Source organism: Streptomyces sp. NBC_00457 (genome assembly GCF_036014015.1).
Classification (GTDB): Bacteria; Actinomycetota; Actinomycetes; order Streptomycetales; family Streptomycetaceae; genus Streptomyces.
Genome location: NZ_CP107905.1, coordinates 6670622 through 6684659 on the forward strand (window position 1 = coordinate 6670622; position 14038 = coordinate 6684659).

The 14038-nt window shown below is 70.1% G+C and carries 13 protein-coding genes; 8 read left to right on the top strand and 5 right to left on the bottom strand.

Translation table 11 applies throughout. The annotated features are described in order from the left end of the window. Nucleotides 1–25 precede the first annotated feature (25 nt). Nucleotides 26–1171: a 4-hydroxyphenylpyruvate dioxygenase gene (gene hppD / locus OG828_RS30435; protein ID WP_328363719.1), complete on the top strand. Its 1146-nt coding sequence runs from the start codon at nucleotides 26–28 to the stop codon at nucleotides 1169–1171. Nucleotides 1172–1180: 9 nt separating this feature from the next. Here hppD and OG828_RS30440 read toward each other — a convergent pair whose 3' ends face one another. After that, the gene (locus OG828_RS30440) at nucleotides 1181–2590 is read right to left on the bottom strand and encodes a tetratricopeptide repeat protein (protein ID WP_328502918.1); all 1410 of its coding nucleotides are present in this window, start codon (nucleotides 2588–2590) and stop codon (nucleotides 1181–1183) included. 92 nt (nucleotides 2591–2682) lie between these two features. Between OG828_RS30440 and OG828_RS30445 the strand changes: the two genes are divergently transcribed. Beyond that, entirely contained in the window at nucleotides 2683–4089 is a 1407-nt protein-coding gene (locus tag OG828_RS30445) for an FAD-binding oxidoreductase (RefSeq protein ID WP_328502919.1), read from the top strand. Between the two features lie 19 nt (nucleotides 4090–4108). Here the strand turns inward: OG828_RS30445 and OG828_RS30450 are convergent, their stop codons facing one another. Further along, a complete protein-coding gene (locus tag OG828_RS30450) occupies nucleotides 4109–4519 on the bottom strand; it encodes an SsgA family sporulation/cell division regulator (RefSeq protein WP_328363728.1) in 411 nt (136 codons plus the stop codon). A 277-nt stretch (nucleotides 4520–4796) separates the two neighbouring features. Between OG828_RS30450 and OG828_RS30455 the strand changes: the two genes are divergently transcribed. Together OG828_RS30455 and OG828_RS30460 are read left to right on the top strand one after the other, a co-directional pair. Then, on the top strand, nucleotides 4797–6410 hold the full coding sequence (locus OG828_RS30455; protein ID WP_328502920.1) for an RDD family protein: 1614 nt from the start codon (nucleotides 4797–4799) through the stop codon (nucleotides 6408–6410). 88 nt (nucleotides 6411–6498) lie between these two features. Next, the gene (locus OG828_RS30460) at nucleotides 6499–7128 is read left to right on the top strand and encodes an RDD family protein (protein WP_328363734.1); all 630 of its coding nucleotides are present in this window, start codon (nucleotides 6499–6501) and stop codon (nucleotides 7126–7128) included. 74 nt (nucleotides 7129–7202) lie between these two features. On the opposite strand, the gene OG828_RS30465 is transcribed toward OG828_RS30460, so the two are convergent. Beyond that, the gene (locus OG828_RS30465) at nucleotides 7203–7472 is read right to left on the bottom strand and encodes a hypothetical protein (protein WP_328363737.1); all 270 of its coding nucleotides are present in this window, start codon (nucleotides 7470–7472) and stop codon (nucleotides 7203–7205) included. 370 nt (nucleotides 7473–7842) lie between these two features. Here OG828_RS30465 and OG828_RS30470 point away from each other — a divergent pair, with 370 nt between their 5' ends. Together OG828_RS30470 and OG828_RS30475 are read left to right on the top strand one after the other, a co-directional pair. Then, nucleotides 7843–10194 carry an immune inhibitor A domain-containing protein gene (locus OG828_RS30470; protein WP_328502921.1) on the top strand — a complete coding sequence of 784 codons (2352 nt, stop codon included), beginning with the start codon at nucleotides 7843–7845 and terminating at the stop codon, nucleotides 10192–10194. Between the two features lie 121 nt (nucleotides 10195–10315). Next, nucleotides 10316–10666, top strand: coding sequence for a hypothetical protein (locus tag OG828_RS30475; RefSeq protein WP_328363741.1), 351 nt, complete (start codon nucleotides 10316–10318; stop codon nucleotides 10664–10666). Nucleotides 10667–10764: 98 nt separating this feature from the next. Here OG828_RS30475 and OG828_RS30480 read toward each other — a convergent pair whose 3' ends face one another. Beyond that, nucleotides 10765–11349 (bottom strand): isochorismatase family protein, encoded by a 585-nt coding sequence (locus tag OG828_RS30480; protein ID WP_328363744.1) that lies wholly within the window; start codon nucleotides 11347–11349, stop codon nucleotides 10765–10767. Nucleotides 11350–11477: 128 nt separating this feature from the next. Continuing rightward, nucleotides 11478–12824, bottom strand: a complete 1347-nt coding sequence (locus OG828_RS30485) for a nicotinate phosphoribosyltransferase (protein ID WP_328363747.1) — start codon at nucleotides 12822–12824, stop codon at nucleotides 11478–11480. Nucleotides 12825–12925: 101 nt separating this feature from the next. Between OG828_RS30485 and clpS the strand changes: the two genes are divergently transcribed. Together clpS and OG828_RS30495 are read left to right on the top strand one after the other, a co-directional pair. Next, nucleotides 12926–13243 (top strand): ATP-dependent Clp protease adapter ClpS, encoded by a 318-nt coding sequence (gene clpS / locus OG828_RS30490; protein WP_210581761.1) that lies wholly within the window; start codon nucleotides 12926–12928, stop codon nucleotides 13241–13243. 70 nt (nucleotides 13244–13313) lie between these two features. After that, nucleotides 13314–13916: a DUF2017 domain-containing protein gene (locus OG828_RS30495; protein WP_328363754.1), complete on the top strand. Its 603-nt coding sequence runs from the start codon at nucleotides 13314–13316 to the stop codon at nucleotides 13914–13916. The last annotated feature ends 122 nt before the right edge of the window (nucleotides 13917–14038 follow it).

Here is a 14038-nt window from a genome sequence, read left to right on the forward strand (position 1 = left end):
TGCAAACCGGCGCGAGGCTTCCGCTATGACGCAGACCACACACCACACTCCCGACACCGCCCGGCAGGCCGACCCCTTCCCGGTCAAGGGAATGGACGCGGTCGTCTTCGCCGTGGGCAACGCCAAGCAGGCGGCGCACTACTACTCCACCGCCTTCGGCATGCGGCTCGTCGCCTACTCCGGACCGGAGACCGGCAGCCGCGAGACCGCGAGCTACGTCCTCACCAACGGCTCCGCCCGCTTCGTCCTCACCTCGGTGATCAAGCCCGCGACCACCTGGGGCCACTTCCTCGCCGAGCACGTGGCCGAGCACGGCGACGGCGTCATCGACCTCGCCATCGAGGTGCCGGACGCCCGCGCCGCGTACGCGTACGCTGTCGAGCACGGCGCGCGCTCGGTCACCGAGCCGTACGAGCTGAAGGACGAGCACGGCACGGTCGTCCTCGCCGCGATCGCCACGTACGGCCAGACCCGCCACACCCTCGTCGAACGCGGCGGCTACGACGGCCCGTACCTCCCGGGCTTCACCGCCGCCACCCCGCTCGTCCAGCCGCCCGCGCAGCGCACCTTCCAGGCCGTCGACCACTGCGTCGGCAACGTCGAACTCGGCCGCATGAACGAATGGGTCGGCTTCTACAACAAGGTCATGGGCTTCACGAACATGAAGGAGTTCGTGGGCGACGACATCGCCACCGAGTACAGCGCGCTCATGTCCAAGGTGGTCGCGGACGGCACGCTCAAGGTCAAGTTCCCGATCAACGAGCCCGCCCTCGCCAAGAAGAAGTCCCAGATCGACGAGTACCTGGAGTTCTACGGCGGCGCGGGCGTCCAGCACATCGCGCTCAACACCAACGACATCGTCCAGACGGTACGGACGATGCGGGCGGCCGGCGTGCGGTTCCTCGACACTCCCGACTCGTACTACGACACCCTCGGCGAGTGGGTCGGCGACACCCGCGTGCCCGTCGAGACCCTGCGCGAACTGAAGATCCTCGCCGACCGCGACGAGGACGGCTACCTGCTGCAGATCTTCACCAAGCCGGTCCAGGACCGCCCGACCGTCTTCTTCGAGCTGATCGAACGCCACGGCTCCATGGGCTTCGGCAAGGGCAACTTCAAGGCCCTGTTCGAGGCGATCGAGCGGGAGCAGGAGAAGCGGGGCAACCTGTAGCCAGGAGAACTATGCAGGCAGGGGCTCGTCGGCCGGCAGGTCGCCGAGCCCCCGCAATGCCTCCCGTGCCGTAGGAACCCGCCACGGCGAGAAGTGCGGGTTGATCCGCAGGGCCTCCTGAAGGTGCCGCCGGGCGGGCCCATACAGCTCCAACTCGCCCTCGATCATGCCTCGGTGATACGCGTACAGGGCACTGCGCACCCCACCCCCGTGCTTCTCGTCCGTCGCCCGCGCCGCGAACTTCAGTGCCTCCTCGTGCTGCCCGGCCCGGTGCAGCGCCCACCCCAGCGCGTCGGCCACGGCGATACCGGGCTGGCGCTGCCACTCGGCGCGCAGTCGCCGTACCGCCGCCTCCGGGTCCCCGTGGTCCGCCTCGAACTGCCCGAGGACCAGCTCCTCGTCGGCCCCGCCCGCCGCCGCACTCCGCACCCGCTCCCGCAGCAGCTCGTACTGCACACGCGCGGCCTGATCGAGCCCCAGCGACTCGTACAACTCGCCCAGTTCCAGGGCGTATTGCGGCAGTGGCTGCTTGGCGAGGGCCATCTGGTACGCGTTCAGCGCCTCCGGCGTCCGCCCCAGCGCCGCCAGCGCCCGCCCCTGCCCGGCCTGCGCGGCCCGCTGGTCGGGGTCGAAACGGACCGCCTCCTGGAAGTGCCGCAGCGCGACCTCGAGGTCCCCGCGCTCGAATGCCAGCTGCCCGCCCCGCTCCAGATACGCGGCCCTCTCGGCGGGCGCCTCGGCTCCGGCCGCCGCGTCGGCCAGCGCGGCGGCGGCGTCCTCGCGCCGGCCGTGGTCGCGGTAGACGGCCCCGGCCCGCGCGAGGGCGGCGGGCCCGGAGTGCAGCTCCAGCATCCGGTCCAGCGTCCGCTCGGCCGCCTTGTGATCGCCAAGCCCCGTATAGGCGTCGATGAGCACCGGATACGTCGTCCAGCGCTTCGCGTCCAGCTCCAGCGCGGCCTGCCCCCACTTCCGCGCCGCCGGAAAGTCCCGCCGCGCGTTCGCCAGCGCCGCCATCCCGGTCAGCGCCTCCACATTCCCCTCCGCCCGCGTCCGCAGCGAGGTCCGCAGCGCCTGCTCGGCCCGCGGGAAGTAGGACGGCTCCGCGATCCGCCGCCCCTGTTCGACGTACGCCGTCCCGAGCACCGCCCAGGACCGCGCGTCCTGGGGATGCGCCCGCACTCGCGCCTCGTGCTCGCCGATCAGCGCCGCCAGGCCGGGCAGCGCGGCCGGCACCCCGGAACCGACCGCCGTCAGCGCCTGCGCCCCCGGCGCCGGAGCCGGAGCCCGCGATTCCGGCCGTTCCCCGGGCAGCAGCATCAGCACCACACCGAGTACGGCGCACGCGGCGACGGCCGCGAGCGGCACCCAGCGGGCAACAGGCTTGCGCACCTCGGCCGGCGCTTCCTCGTGGTTCCCCATGGCGCTCACTGTGCGTCAACACGACGACCCCATTCCCGCACCCGAAGCCTTGTGCGGACGGGGTTCACACCGATGGCCCCGGGTGCGAACCTGTGATCATGAGCCGTATCGAAGCGCCGCGTGACGAAGTGACCGGCAACCTTCTCGACCGCCTGCTCAGCGGCCTGCCCGCCGAGGCCGTCCTCAGCGACCCCGACGTCACGGCCGCCTACGCCAACGACATGGCCAGCTTCTGCCCGGCCGGCGCGCCCGCCGTCGTCGTACTGCCGCGCACGGTCGAAGAAGTGCAGCACGTCATGCGCATCGCCACCGAACTGCGCGTCCCGGTCGTCCCGCAGGGCGCCCGCACCGGCCTGTCGGGCGCGGCGAACGCCTCCGACGGCTGCATCGTGCTGTCCCTCATCAAGATGGACCGCATCCTCGAGATCAACCCGGTGGACCGTATCGCCGTCGTCGAACCCGGCGTCATCAACGCCGCCCTGTCCCGCGCGGTCGGCGAACACGGCCTGTACTACCCGCCGGACCCCTCCAGCTGGGAGATGTGCACGATCGGCGGCAACATCGGGACGGCGTCGGGCGGACTGTGCTGTGTGAAGTACGGGGTCACCGCCGAGTACGTCCTCGGCCTGGATGTCGTCCTCGCCGACGGGCGGCTCATGACCACCGGCCGCCGCACGGCGAAGGGCGTCGCCGGGTACGACATGACCCGCCTGTTCGTGGGCTCGGAGGGCTCGCTGGGCATCGTCGTACGGGCGGTCCTGGGGCTGAGGCCGCAGCCGCCGCAGCAGTTGGTGCTGGCGGCCGAGTTCGCGTCCGGGGCCGCCGCGTGCGATGCGGTGTGCCGGATCATGGCGGGCGGGCATGTGCCGTCCCTCCTCGAACTGATGGACCGCACGACGGTGAAGGCCGTCAACGACCTGGCGCACATGGGACTGCCCGAGTCGACGGAGGCGCTGCTGCTGGCGGCCTTCGACACCCCGGACCCGTCCGCCGACCTCGCCGCCCTCGGCGCGCTCTGCGAGGCGGCCGGCGCCACCCAGGTCGTACCGGCGGACGACCTGGCCGAGTCGGAACTCCTCCTCCAGGCACGGCGGTTGTCGCTCACCGCCCTGGAGGCGGTCAAGGGCACGACGATGATCGACGACGTGTGCGTGCCCCGCTCGCGCCTCGGCGACATGCTCGAAGGGACCGAGCGGATCGCCGAGAAGTACCAGCTCACCATCGGCGTCGTCGCCCACGCCGGCGACGGCAACACACACCCGACCGTCTGCTTCGACGCCCAGGACCCCGACGAGTCCCGCCGGGCCCGCGAGTCCTTCGACGAGATCATGGCGCTCGGCCTGGAACTCGGCGGCACGATCACCGGCGAACACGGCGTGGGCGTGCTCAAGAAGGAGTGGCTGGCCCGCGAGATCGGCCCGGTGGGGGTGGAGATGCAGCGGGCGGTGAAGTCCGTCTTCGACCCGCTGGGCATCCTGAACCCGGGCAAGCTCTTCTGACCTACGAGTTCTCCTACGGTCACTGGGCGAGCAGCTGATCGAGCGCGTCGTCGATTCCCAGCTGCTCGCCCTCAGTCCCCGGGGGCACCACCCGCAGCGTGCGCTCGAGCCAGGCTGAGACCTGGGCGGCGGGCGCCTGCAGCAGGGCGTCCCCGTCGGGTGAACTCAGCGCCATCAGGACGACGCTGCGGCCCTCGGCCTTCGTGGGCCACACCCGTACGTCCCCGTAGCCGCAGGGCCGGAACACGCCCTCGACGAGGAGCTCACGGGCGAACGTCCAGTGCACGGGGGCATCGGAGGTGATGTGGAAGGAGACGCGGACGGCGTACGGATCGTCGCTGCGGAAGCTCAGCCGGGCCGGGACCGGGATGCTCCGCTCCGGCGACAGGATGAGCCTCAGCTCCAGCTCCCGCTCTACCACGCTGTACATAGGGCGTGTTTCCTCTCTCATTGTCGCTCCTCATGTCGCTCTCGTGGGCCCTGGCGTGGGCCCGTACGAGTGGAGAGAGGGGAGGGCCGGAACCATTACGCGGGTTCCCGTAACTTTTTTCGCGGAGCGGCGTCGCTTGGCTCCGGGTCGTGTGAAGTACGTGTACGAGGTTGCCCGGAAAGGGGTGGGTCCTACGGGACGGGCGGTGGTTGTTGCGCCGGTCTGGTAGATGTTGGAGGCCCCCAGTTGACCCCCGAGCAGATACGGGACGACGGACATGAGCGCCCCAACCCCGGCCCCAGGTGACGACAGGCCCCGCGAGGGCTACTACCCGGACCCCTCCATTCCCGGATATGTCCGGTACTGGAACGGCACCTCCTGGGTTCCGGGCACCAGCCGTCCGGCCCCCACGGACGGCGAGCCGCTCGCCCCGCCGACCGGCGAAGACCCGGCTTCGGCGCAGGTCGAGGAGACGGGCCCGCACTTCTTCGACGAGGAACCGGCGGGTGCGTCGGGCGCCCCCAGTCCGGGCGACGCCCAGTACGGCAGCCGGCCCGAGCCGGCGTCCGCGTGGGGCGCCGACCGTTCCCGGCAGACCGGCTTCGGCGGCGACCAGGACCGCCGTGTCTCCTGGGGCGCCGGGCAGGACGCCGACCCGAGGGTGCCCGCCGAGCCCCAGGCGCAGCCGGACGGCCAGGCCACCGCCCGCGCGGAGGGCGCGGCGACCATCCCGCCCGCCGAGTCGGACGGCGTCGCCTCCGGCAACACGTTCGTCTTCCGCCGGCCGACACCCGGACCCGGCGCGACGGCCGCGTCCGCGAGCCCCGGCCCCGACGAGGCCCCCGACGGCACGATGAAGTTCCGCGCGCTCTCCCCGCGCACCCCACAGCAGACCAGGGGAGCGGGGGCGCAGAGCGGGGGCACAGCCGGAACGAACCCGAGCGGAACCGGTTCTGCCGGGACGGGGACGCCGAGTGGTGGCTCCGGGACGCCCGGGTTCGGCGCCCAGGGCTCGGGCGGTGCGGCTGCGTCGGCCGGTGGTGCCCAGGCGTCCGCCGCTCCGGCCTCCTCCGCGCCCGCCGCCGAGCCTTCCTCCGGCACCCCCGGAAGCCCGGGCTTCGGCGCCGGAAAGGCCGCCGCCGCCCGTGCCTCGGCCGTGCAGCAGCCCGCCACACCCGCCGCGGCCACGCCCGCCCCCACCGCCCCCCAGCAGCCGTCCCCCGCCATCCCGCAGCAGTCCGGCGCTCCTCAGTCCGCCACGCCCCTGACGAGCGGCCCCGGTGGCGGGCAGCCCTCCTGGGCGCAGCAGGTGCACCGGCTCGCCGGAGTGCCCGGCGAGGAGCAGCCCGTGGCGCCCTGGAAGCCGCCGGTGGAGGACATCTTCCAGGCGGCCGCCAGGCGCCAGGCGTCGGCCCGTCCGGCCGGGCTCGGCAAGCGGCTCGCCGCCCGGCTCGTCGACACCCTCGTGCTCGCAGCCGTCACCTCCGTCGCCGCCGTCCCGCTCGGCACCAAGGCGATGGACCACGTCAACGAGAAGATCGACGCGGCCAAGCTCTCCGGCGAGACCGTCACCGTCTGGCTGCTCGACGGCACGACATCGGTGTATCTCGGCATCGTGCTGGCCGTCCTGCTGCTCTTCGGTGTCGCCTACGAGGCGCTGCCCACCCACAAATGGGGCCGCACCCTCGGCAAGAAGCTGCTCGGTCTGGACGTGCGGGACATCGAGGGCCACGAGCCCCCGTCGTTCGGCGCGGCCGTCCGCCGCTGGCTCGTCTACAGCGTGCCCGGCCTGCTCGTCGTCGGTGTGGTGGGCGTCATCTGGGGCCTGTTCGACCGGCCCTGGCGCCAGTGCTGGCACGACAAGGCGGCGCATACGTTCGTCGCCGGATGACATGTACTCCAGAAGGACCAGTTGATTTCGTACTCCGGACGGCCGCTCGCCGGATGCGGAGCCGGAAAGTTCGCGGTCGACTCGGGCCATGAGCAGCGAACCGCCCCCCGGCTCCGGCCAGCAGCCGCCGGAAGACGACCCGTTCAGGAAGCAGCCCCCGCCAGAACAGGGATCGGGCTCGCCGTACAACGCTCCGCACGGCGGCGCCCAGCCCCCGCCCTACGGCGGTGACCCCTACGGCGGCGGCTCGTACCCGAGTGATCCGCTCGCCGGTATGCCCCCGCTCGCCGACAGCGGCAGACGCACGCTCGCCCGCATCATCGACCTGATCCTCGTCGGGGTCGTCGTCTGGCTGCTCACCTGGGGCTTCGGTGTCAGCGAGTACGACGTCAACTCCGATGAGGTGGAGTACGGCAAGTCGTTCGCGCAGTCCGCGGTCGCCGCCGTGCTCTACATCGCCTACGACACCTTCATGATGGCCAAGACCGGGCAGACCCTGGGCAAGAAGTGGCTGAAGATGCGCGTGGCCAACCTCGACAACGGCTCCACGCCTTCGGTGCAGACGATGCTGGTGCGGTCGCTGGTGCTGTGGATCCCGTTCGCCTTCTGCTGCGCCTGCATCTGGACCGCGATCTCGGGCGGCGTGAGCTACTTCGACAAGCCGTACAAGCAGGGCCTGCACGACAAGGCGGCCAAGACGGTCGTGGTCACCGCCTGACGGCACGACGAACGACCGGCGGGCCCGCGCATCACGGGCCCGCCGGTCGTACGTACGAGATCAGGCTGCGAGGTTCAGGCAGCCTTGCCGGAGTTCACCGGTACGCGCTCCGGCGTCGTGGTGGGGGCCTCGGCCGATGGCGCGGCGGTCGCGCTCGGCTTCGGCAGGGGAACCGTCATGGCGACCAGGAGCCCGAGAGCGAGCGCGGCGACGGCGATGACCGCGATCCCCACACCTGAACTCGTCTGTGACAGCAGCAGCATGGCGAGGGTCGAGAAGATCACGGTGCATGAACCGTAGGCGAGCTGTGCGGCGGTGGGTCGGGGCGCAGTCGGACGAGGCATGGCAATCGTGTCCTCGGAAATGGGGGTGAGAAGGGGCGCCGGCCTGGCATTACGTCGGTTTCCGGGCGAGCCGCCAACCGACTCTAATCGCAGGGATGCCCGAGTGGAACGAACGGTAAGCGTGACCTAACCAACAGTATCGGTGCATGGGGGGCGCATCGAGTCACACCGTCCAGCAAGTGGACGGACCCACGCGCCCGCTAGGAAGGCCCCAGTAATGCACTTGACTTGCTCAAGTCAAGGTCTGTCTTTTCAGTTCAACCTCTAGTCAAATGTCGTCACTTGATTACACGCGTCTCTCACGCGCACGCGGACCTTCCATGACCCCAGGAGCCCCTTCCGTGTGCCCGGACGCGGGGGAGGATCTCAAGTGACCAGAAGACCCTGGACGTTCAGAGCCGCGGCCACGACCGTCGCGCTCGCCGCGGCCACCGCCACGATCTCGGCTTTCACCGTGGCACAGGCCGACACCGCCGCGGAGCCGGCCGCCGTGAACCGGCACGACCCGCAGCCTGCCAAGCAGGCCGACGAGCAGGAGCACGACCTCGACGGCCCGTTCACCAAGACCCAGGAGGCGCAGCGCCAGGAGGCCCTCAACCAGGTCCTCTCCGGCGACGCCCAGGTCAAGGAGCGCGACGGCTCCAAGGTCGTCCAGCTGAAGAGCAAGAAGGGCGACAGCAAGTACGTAGAGCTGGGCCGCGAGAAGACCGACAAGATCTTCACGATCCTGGTCGAGTTCGGCGACCAGACGGACCCCCGCTACGGCGGCACGCCCGGCCCGCTGCACAACCAGATAGCCGAGCCGGACCGTGCGCAGGACAACAGCACGGCCTGGCAGGCGGATTACAACCAGGAGCACTTCCAGGACCTGTACTTCGGCGAGGGCACCGCCTCGATGAAGACCTACTACGAGAAGCAGTCCTCGGGCCGCTACTCCATCGAGGGCGAGGTCGCCGACTGGGTCAAGGTCCCCTACAACGAGGCCCGTTACGGCTCCAACAAGTGCGACCCCGACAACTGCGCCTGGTTCGCGGTGCAGGACGGCGTGACCGCGTGGGCCGCTGGGCAGAAGGCGGCCGGCAAGACCGACGCCGAGATCAAGGCCAAGCTCGCCGAGTACGACCAGTGGGACCGCTACGACTTCGACGGCGACGGCGACTTCAACGAGTCCGACGGCTACATCGACCACTTCCAGATCGTGCACGCCGGTGAGGACGAGTCCGCGGGCGGCGGCGCACAGGGCGAGGACGCGATCTGGGCCCACCGCTGGTACGCCTTCGGCACCGACGCCGGCGCCACCGGCCCCGACAACAACAAGCTCGGCGGCACCCAGATCGGCAGCACCGGCATCTGGGTCGGCGACTACACCATCCAGCCGGAGAACGGCGGACTCGGCGTCTTCGCCCACGAGTACGGCCACGACCTCGGTCTGCCGGACCACTACGACACCTCCGGCGGCGGCGAGAACTCCACCGGCTTCTGGACCCTGATGTCCTCCGGCTCCTGGCTCGGCACCGGCAAGGACACCATCGGCGACCTGCCGGGCGATATGACCGCCTGGGACAAGCTCCAACTCGGCTGGCTCGACTACGACACGGCGAAGGCCGCGACGAAGTCGAAGCACAAGCTGGGCCTCGCCGAGTACAACACCAGGAACAAGCAGGCCCTCGTGGTCACGCTCCCCGAGAAGGCGGTCACCACCGAGGTCGTCGCCCCCGCCGAGGGCGCGAGCCAGTGGTGGAGCGGCAGCGGCAACGACCTCCGCAACACCCTGACCCGCTCCGTGGACCTCACCGGGAAATCGTCGGCGACGCTGACCCTCGACGGCTTCTACGACATCGAGAAGGACTACGACTACCTCTACACCGAGGTCTCCACCGACGGCGGCGCCAAGTGGACCCCCGTGGACGGCACGGTGGACGGTCAGGCCATCCCGCGTGACGGCAGCGGCAACCCCGCCCTCACCGGCTCGGTCGACGGCTACAAGAAGCTGTCGTACTCCCTCGACGCGTACGCGGGCCAGAACATCCAACTCCGCTTCCGCTACTACTCCGACGGCGGCGTGGCGCTCAAGGGCTTCGCGGCCGACGCGATCACCCTGACCGCCGACGGCAGCCCGCTCTTCACCGACAACGCCGAGACGGCGGACGCCGCGTGGACCGCGACCGGCTTCTCCCGCATCGGCGCCGCGTTCACCAAGAAGTACGCGCAGTACTACATCGCCGAGAACCGCCAGTACGTGTCGTACGACAAGACCCTCAAGGTCGGCCCGTACAACTTCGGCTTCTCGACGACCCGTCCGTCCTGGGTGGAGCACTTCCCGTACCAGAACGGCCTGCTGATCTGGAAGTGGGACACCTCCCAGGCGGACAACAACACCAGCCAGCACAAGGGCACCGGCCTGCTCCTCCCGGTCGACGCCCACCCGACGGCGATGAAGTGGTCCGACGGCACGCTGATGCGCAGCCGCATCCAGTCGTACGACTCGCCGTTCAGCCTCTACCGCACGGACGGTCTGACGCTGCACAACGCGGGCGTGCAGACCAAGATCCCGTCGAAGAAGGGGGTGCCGGTCTTCAACGACCACACCAGCACCTACTACGACGAGAGCACCCCGCTCGCGGGCGTCAAGATCACTGACACCAACACCAAGATCAAGATCGTCAAGGAGGCCAAGGACGGCTCGACGATCTCGCTCGAAGTCGGCCCCGCGGTGAAGTAGTCAACGTTCTCGCAGGTCAGAGCATGATTCGGCGGCAGCCCCTGGCGGGTTGCCGCCGATCGTGTTTAGGTGCGTCCTGTGATTCTCTTATTGACACCGCTGGGAACGGGGAAGTGACTGAATGGCCGTAGGAGGTTTCTGCAGACTGCCGTCCGGCAGCGTGGTGGTGGCGTTGAACCTGCCCAGTCCCACCGTCGACGGCACGGGCTGTGTACGTGTCCTGGTACACGCCCAGAACCGGGCCCGCGCCCTGACCAGGCTCCGCAACCTGGGCATGCGCGCGGTCTACCTCCGCGGCAACGCGGCCCCACCGACCCCGGACGAGATCACCGCGGTCCTCCACCACCCCGACGGCCTGATATGGCGCACGGCCCCGGACGACGGCGTACCGGTCCTGACACAGGAGCTGTGGCATCCGATCAGGGCTCTGAGAAGGGGCTCGAAAGCGCCCCAAAGGGTCGCGGGGCTGTAATCGATATGCGGCTACCGCCGCGCGGGCGCGACCAGCCACAACGGACCCGCAGGCGGTGGACGGCCGATCGAGGCAGTGCCCACGGAGCGCACAGCTCCCTAGACGACCGGCTTGCCCGAAAGCTCCACGCCCGCCTCCCGCAGCTCCTCCAGCGCCCGTTCCGTGGTCTCCTCGCCGACCCCCGCGGTCAAGTCGAGCAGCACCTGCGTACGGAACCCCTCCCGCGCCGCATCCAGCGCGGTGGCGCGCACGCAGTGGTCGGTCGCGATGCCCACCACGTCCACCTCGGTGACCTCGCGGGCGCGCAGCCAGTCCGCCAGCGGCACCCCGTTCTCGTCGGCGCCCTCGAAGCCGCTGTACGCCGCCGAGTACGCCCCCTTGTCGAACACGGCGTCGACGGCGCCGGAGGCGACGGCGGGCGCGAAGTTCGGGTGGAAGCCCACGCCCTCCGTGCCGGCGACACAGTGCGCCGGCCAGGAGTGGACGTAGTCGGGGTTGCTGGCGAAGTGTCCGCCGGGTGCGATGTGGTGGTCGCGCGTGGCCACCACATGCCGGTAGCCGGCGGGCGCCTGCCCGATCAGCTCGGTGATGGCGGCGGCCACATCGGCACCCCCGGCCACCGCGAGGCTGCCCCCCTCGCAGAAATCGTTCTGCACGTCTACGACGATCAAGGCGCGGCGCATGGTGGGTGTCCTTCGACTATGGGGTCGGGTGGATCAGGTGCGGGCCCGCCGGTGTGAAGTTACGAGCCTAGAGACTGGGAGGGCCCTAGGGGAGGGGGCATTTCAGGGCTTGCGCCGGTGCGCCACCTCTAGCTACCCGAGCGCCCGTGCACGTACTCGGTCGGAATCACGGGTTCCCCCCGGGACAGCTGCGTAGCGGACAGCGGCAGATTCGCGCGGGCGGCCATGTGCCGGTCGCGCGGGACGTCCAGCGATTCACGTGCGACCACGTCACCGCCCTTGACCAGCTCCACGAGCAGCTGCCGGCCGGCCAGCTCGCCGGGGACCGGTCCGGTGCCGACGACCTCGGCCTCGGCGACCCCGTCCTCGTCCAGCCGTCGAGCGGCCCACTTGCGGCCGCCGATGGACGTTTTGCCTCCGCTGGACTTCTTCGCGACCGGGACCAGGGGTTCCTTCGGGTCGGCGGACTCGGCGCGGGCGACCAGTTTGTAGACCATCGAGCACGTGGGATGGCCGGATCCCGTCACCAGCTGGGTGCCGACGCCGTACGCGTCCACCGGCGCCGCCGCCAGCGAGGCGATCGCGTACTCGTCCAGGTCCGAGGTGACGATGATCTTCGTGTCCCGCGCGCCCAGCTCGTCCAGCTGCTGCCGCACCCGGTGCGCGACCAGCAGCAGATCCCCGGAGTCGATCCGCACGGCACCCAGCTCGGGCCCGGCGACCTCCACCGCCGTACGGACGGCTTCGGTGACGTCGTACGTGTCCACCAGCAGCGTCGTGTTCCGGCCCAGCGAGTTCACCTGGGCCTGGAAGGCGTCCCGCTCGCGGTCGTGGAGCAGGGTGAAGGCGTGCGCGGAGGTGCCGACGGTCGGGATGCCGTAGCGGAAACCGGCGGCCAGGTCGGAGGTGGTCGTGAAGCCGCCGACGTACGCGGCGCGGGCGGCGGCCACGGCCGACAGCTCGTGGGTGCGGCGGGCGCCCATCTCGATCAGGGGCCGGTCTCCGGCCGCCGCCGACATCCGGGACGCCGCCGCGGCCACCGCGGAGTCGTGGTTGAGGATCGACAGGATCACGGTCTCCAGCAGCACGCACTCGGCGAAGGAGCCCTCGACCCGCATGATCGGCGAGCCCGGGAAGTACACCTCGCCCTCGGGGTAGCCCCAGATGTCACCGCTGAAGCGGTAGCCGGCGAGCCACGTGAGGGTCTCCTCGTCGACGATCCCGTTCTCGCGCAGAAAGCCGAGGACGTCCGCGTCGAAACGGAAGTTCTCCACGGCGTCCAGCACCCGTCCGGTGCCCGCGACGACGCCGTAGCGCCGTCCCTCGGGCAGCCGCCGGGTGAAGACCTCGAACACGCTCCGCCGCTCGGCGGTGCCCGCCCTCAGCGCGGCCTGCAGCATCGTCAGCTCGTACTGGTCCGTGAAGAGCGCCGTCGAGGGAACATCCACCGGCAGCCCAAGGTCCGCTGTGTCCATGACTGAGGATGATACCCCCCATCTCGTCAGTCTGACGATTTACAGTCGATCGGGCTCGATCGCAGGGCGCATTTGTGCGACCACCCCCCTCCGGTGGCAGCATGGGCCATGTGACGTCACCCGCGCCCGTAGAGATCGAACGCCCCGAGTCGGCGGAGGAGGTCTTCGCCGTACCCGAGCCGGACGTCCCCTGGGTCACGATCGTGCACAACGACCCGGTCAACCTCATGAGCTACGTGACGTATGTCTTCCAGACGTACTTCGGCTACTCGAAGGACAAGGCCACCAAGCTCATGCTCGACGTCCACCACAAGGGCCGGGCGGTCGTCTCCAGCGGGACCCGCGAGGAGATGGAACGCGACGTGCAGGCGATGCACGGCTACGGTCTGTGGGCCACCCTCCAGCACGACCGGAAATGACCCGAACTCACAGGCAGGACCGGACGTGAACCGAACCCGCTCGCAGGACCGGAAGTAGCGAACTCACTTCATGCCAGGTCAATTCGAACCGCTCCCCGGCGGCGGCGCGGCCGTCGCACTCGACGACGTCGAGATCTCCATCATCCGGTCGCTGGCCGTCCAGCTCCTGGAGCTCATCGGCCCCGGTCCCGGCGAGGACAGTACCGAGGACCCGCTGGCCGAGCTGTTCGCCGAGGGCCCGAGCGAACCGCCCGCCGACCCGGTCCTCAAGCGGCTCTTCCCGGACGCCTACAGCGACCCCGAGGGCACGCCGCAGACCGAGGAGGCCGCGGAGCAGAAGGCGTACTCCGCCGAGTTCCGCCGCTACACCGAGAACGACCTGCGCGCCGGCAAGCGCGAGAACGCCCTCGCGGTGATCCGGTCCCTGGACGCGCTGCGCCCCGTCGACGAGGGCGGGGCGGTCCTCAAGCTGTCCGACGGAGAGTCCCGGCAGTGGCTCAGCGCCCTCAACGACCTGCGCCTGGCGATCGGCTCCCGGCTCGACATCACGGACGAAGAGGACACCGACCTCCTCTACCGGCTGCCGGACGAGGATCCGCGCAAGCCGATGGTGATGGCGTATCTGTGGCTGGGCGGGCTCCAGGAGACGCTTGTCTCCACACTCATGCCCTGAATGTGACGGAATGTGGCGGTGCTTTGTTCGCTCAGCGGACGCTCAAATCCGAATAACGATCCCGTCACCGTAGCGGCGATGTATGCACCTCCTGAGTGCCCTTTGTCCGCTTCTCTTTGTGC

Coding starts and splice junctions, on each gene's coding strand:
- OG828_RS30475 (WP_328363741.1), top strand. CDS start 10,316: ATGGCCGTAGGAGGTTTCTGCAGACTGCCGTCCGGCAGCGTGGTGGTG.
- hppD (WP_328363719.1), top strand. CDS start 26: ATGACGCAGACCACACACCACACTCCCGACACCGCCCGGCAGGCCGAC.
- OG828_RS30460 (WP_328363734.1), top strand. CDS start 6,499: ATGAGCAGCGAACCGCCCCCCGGCTCCGGCCAGCAGCCGCCGGAAGAC.
- OG828_RS30480 (WP_328363744.1), bottom strand. CDS start 11,349: ATGCGCCGCGCCTTGATCGTCGTAGACGTGCAGAACGATTTCTGCGAG.
- OG828_RS30440 (WP_328502918.1), bottom strand. CDS start 2,590: ATGGGGAACCACGAGGAAGCGCCGGCCGAGGTGCGCAAGCCTGTTGCC.
- OG828_RS30455 (WP_328502920.1), top strand. CDS start 4,797: ATGAGCGCCCCAACCCCGGCCCCAGGTGACGACAGGCCCCGCGAGGGC.
- OG828_RS30495 (WP_328363754.1), top strand. CDS start 13,314: ATGCCAGGTCAATTCGAACCGCTCCCCGGCGGCGGCGCGGCCGTCGCA.
- clpS (WP_210581761.1), top strand. CDS start 12,926: ATGGGCCATGTGACGTCACCCGCGCCCGTAGAGATCGAACGCCCCGAG.
- OG828_RS30465 (WP_328363737.1), bottom strand. CDS start 7,472: ATGCCTCGTCCGACTGCGCCCCGACCCACCGCCGCACAGCTCGCCTAC.
- OG828_RS30485 (WP_328363747.1), bottom strand. CDS start 12,824: ATGGACACAGCGGACCTTGGGCTGCCGGTGGATGTTCCCTCGACGGCG.
- OG828_RS30450 (WP_328363728.1), bottom strand. CDS start 4,519: ATGTACAGCGTGGTAGAGCGGGAGCTGGAGCTGAGGCTCATCCTGTCG.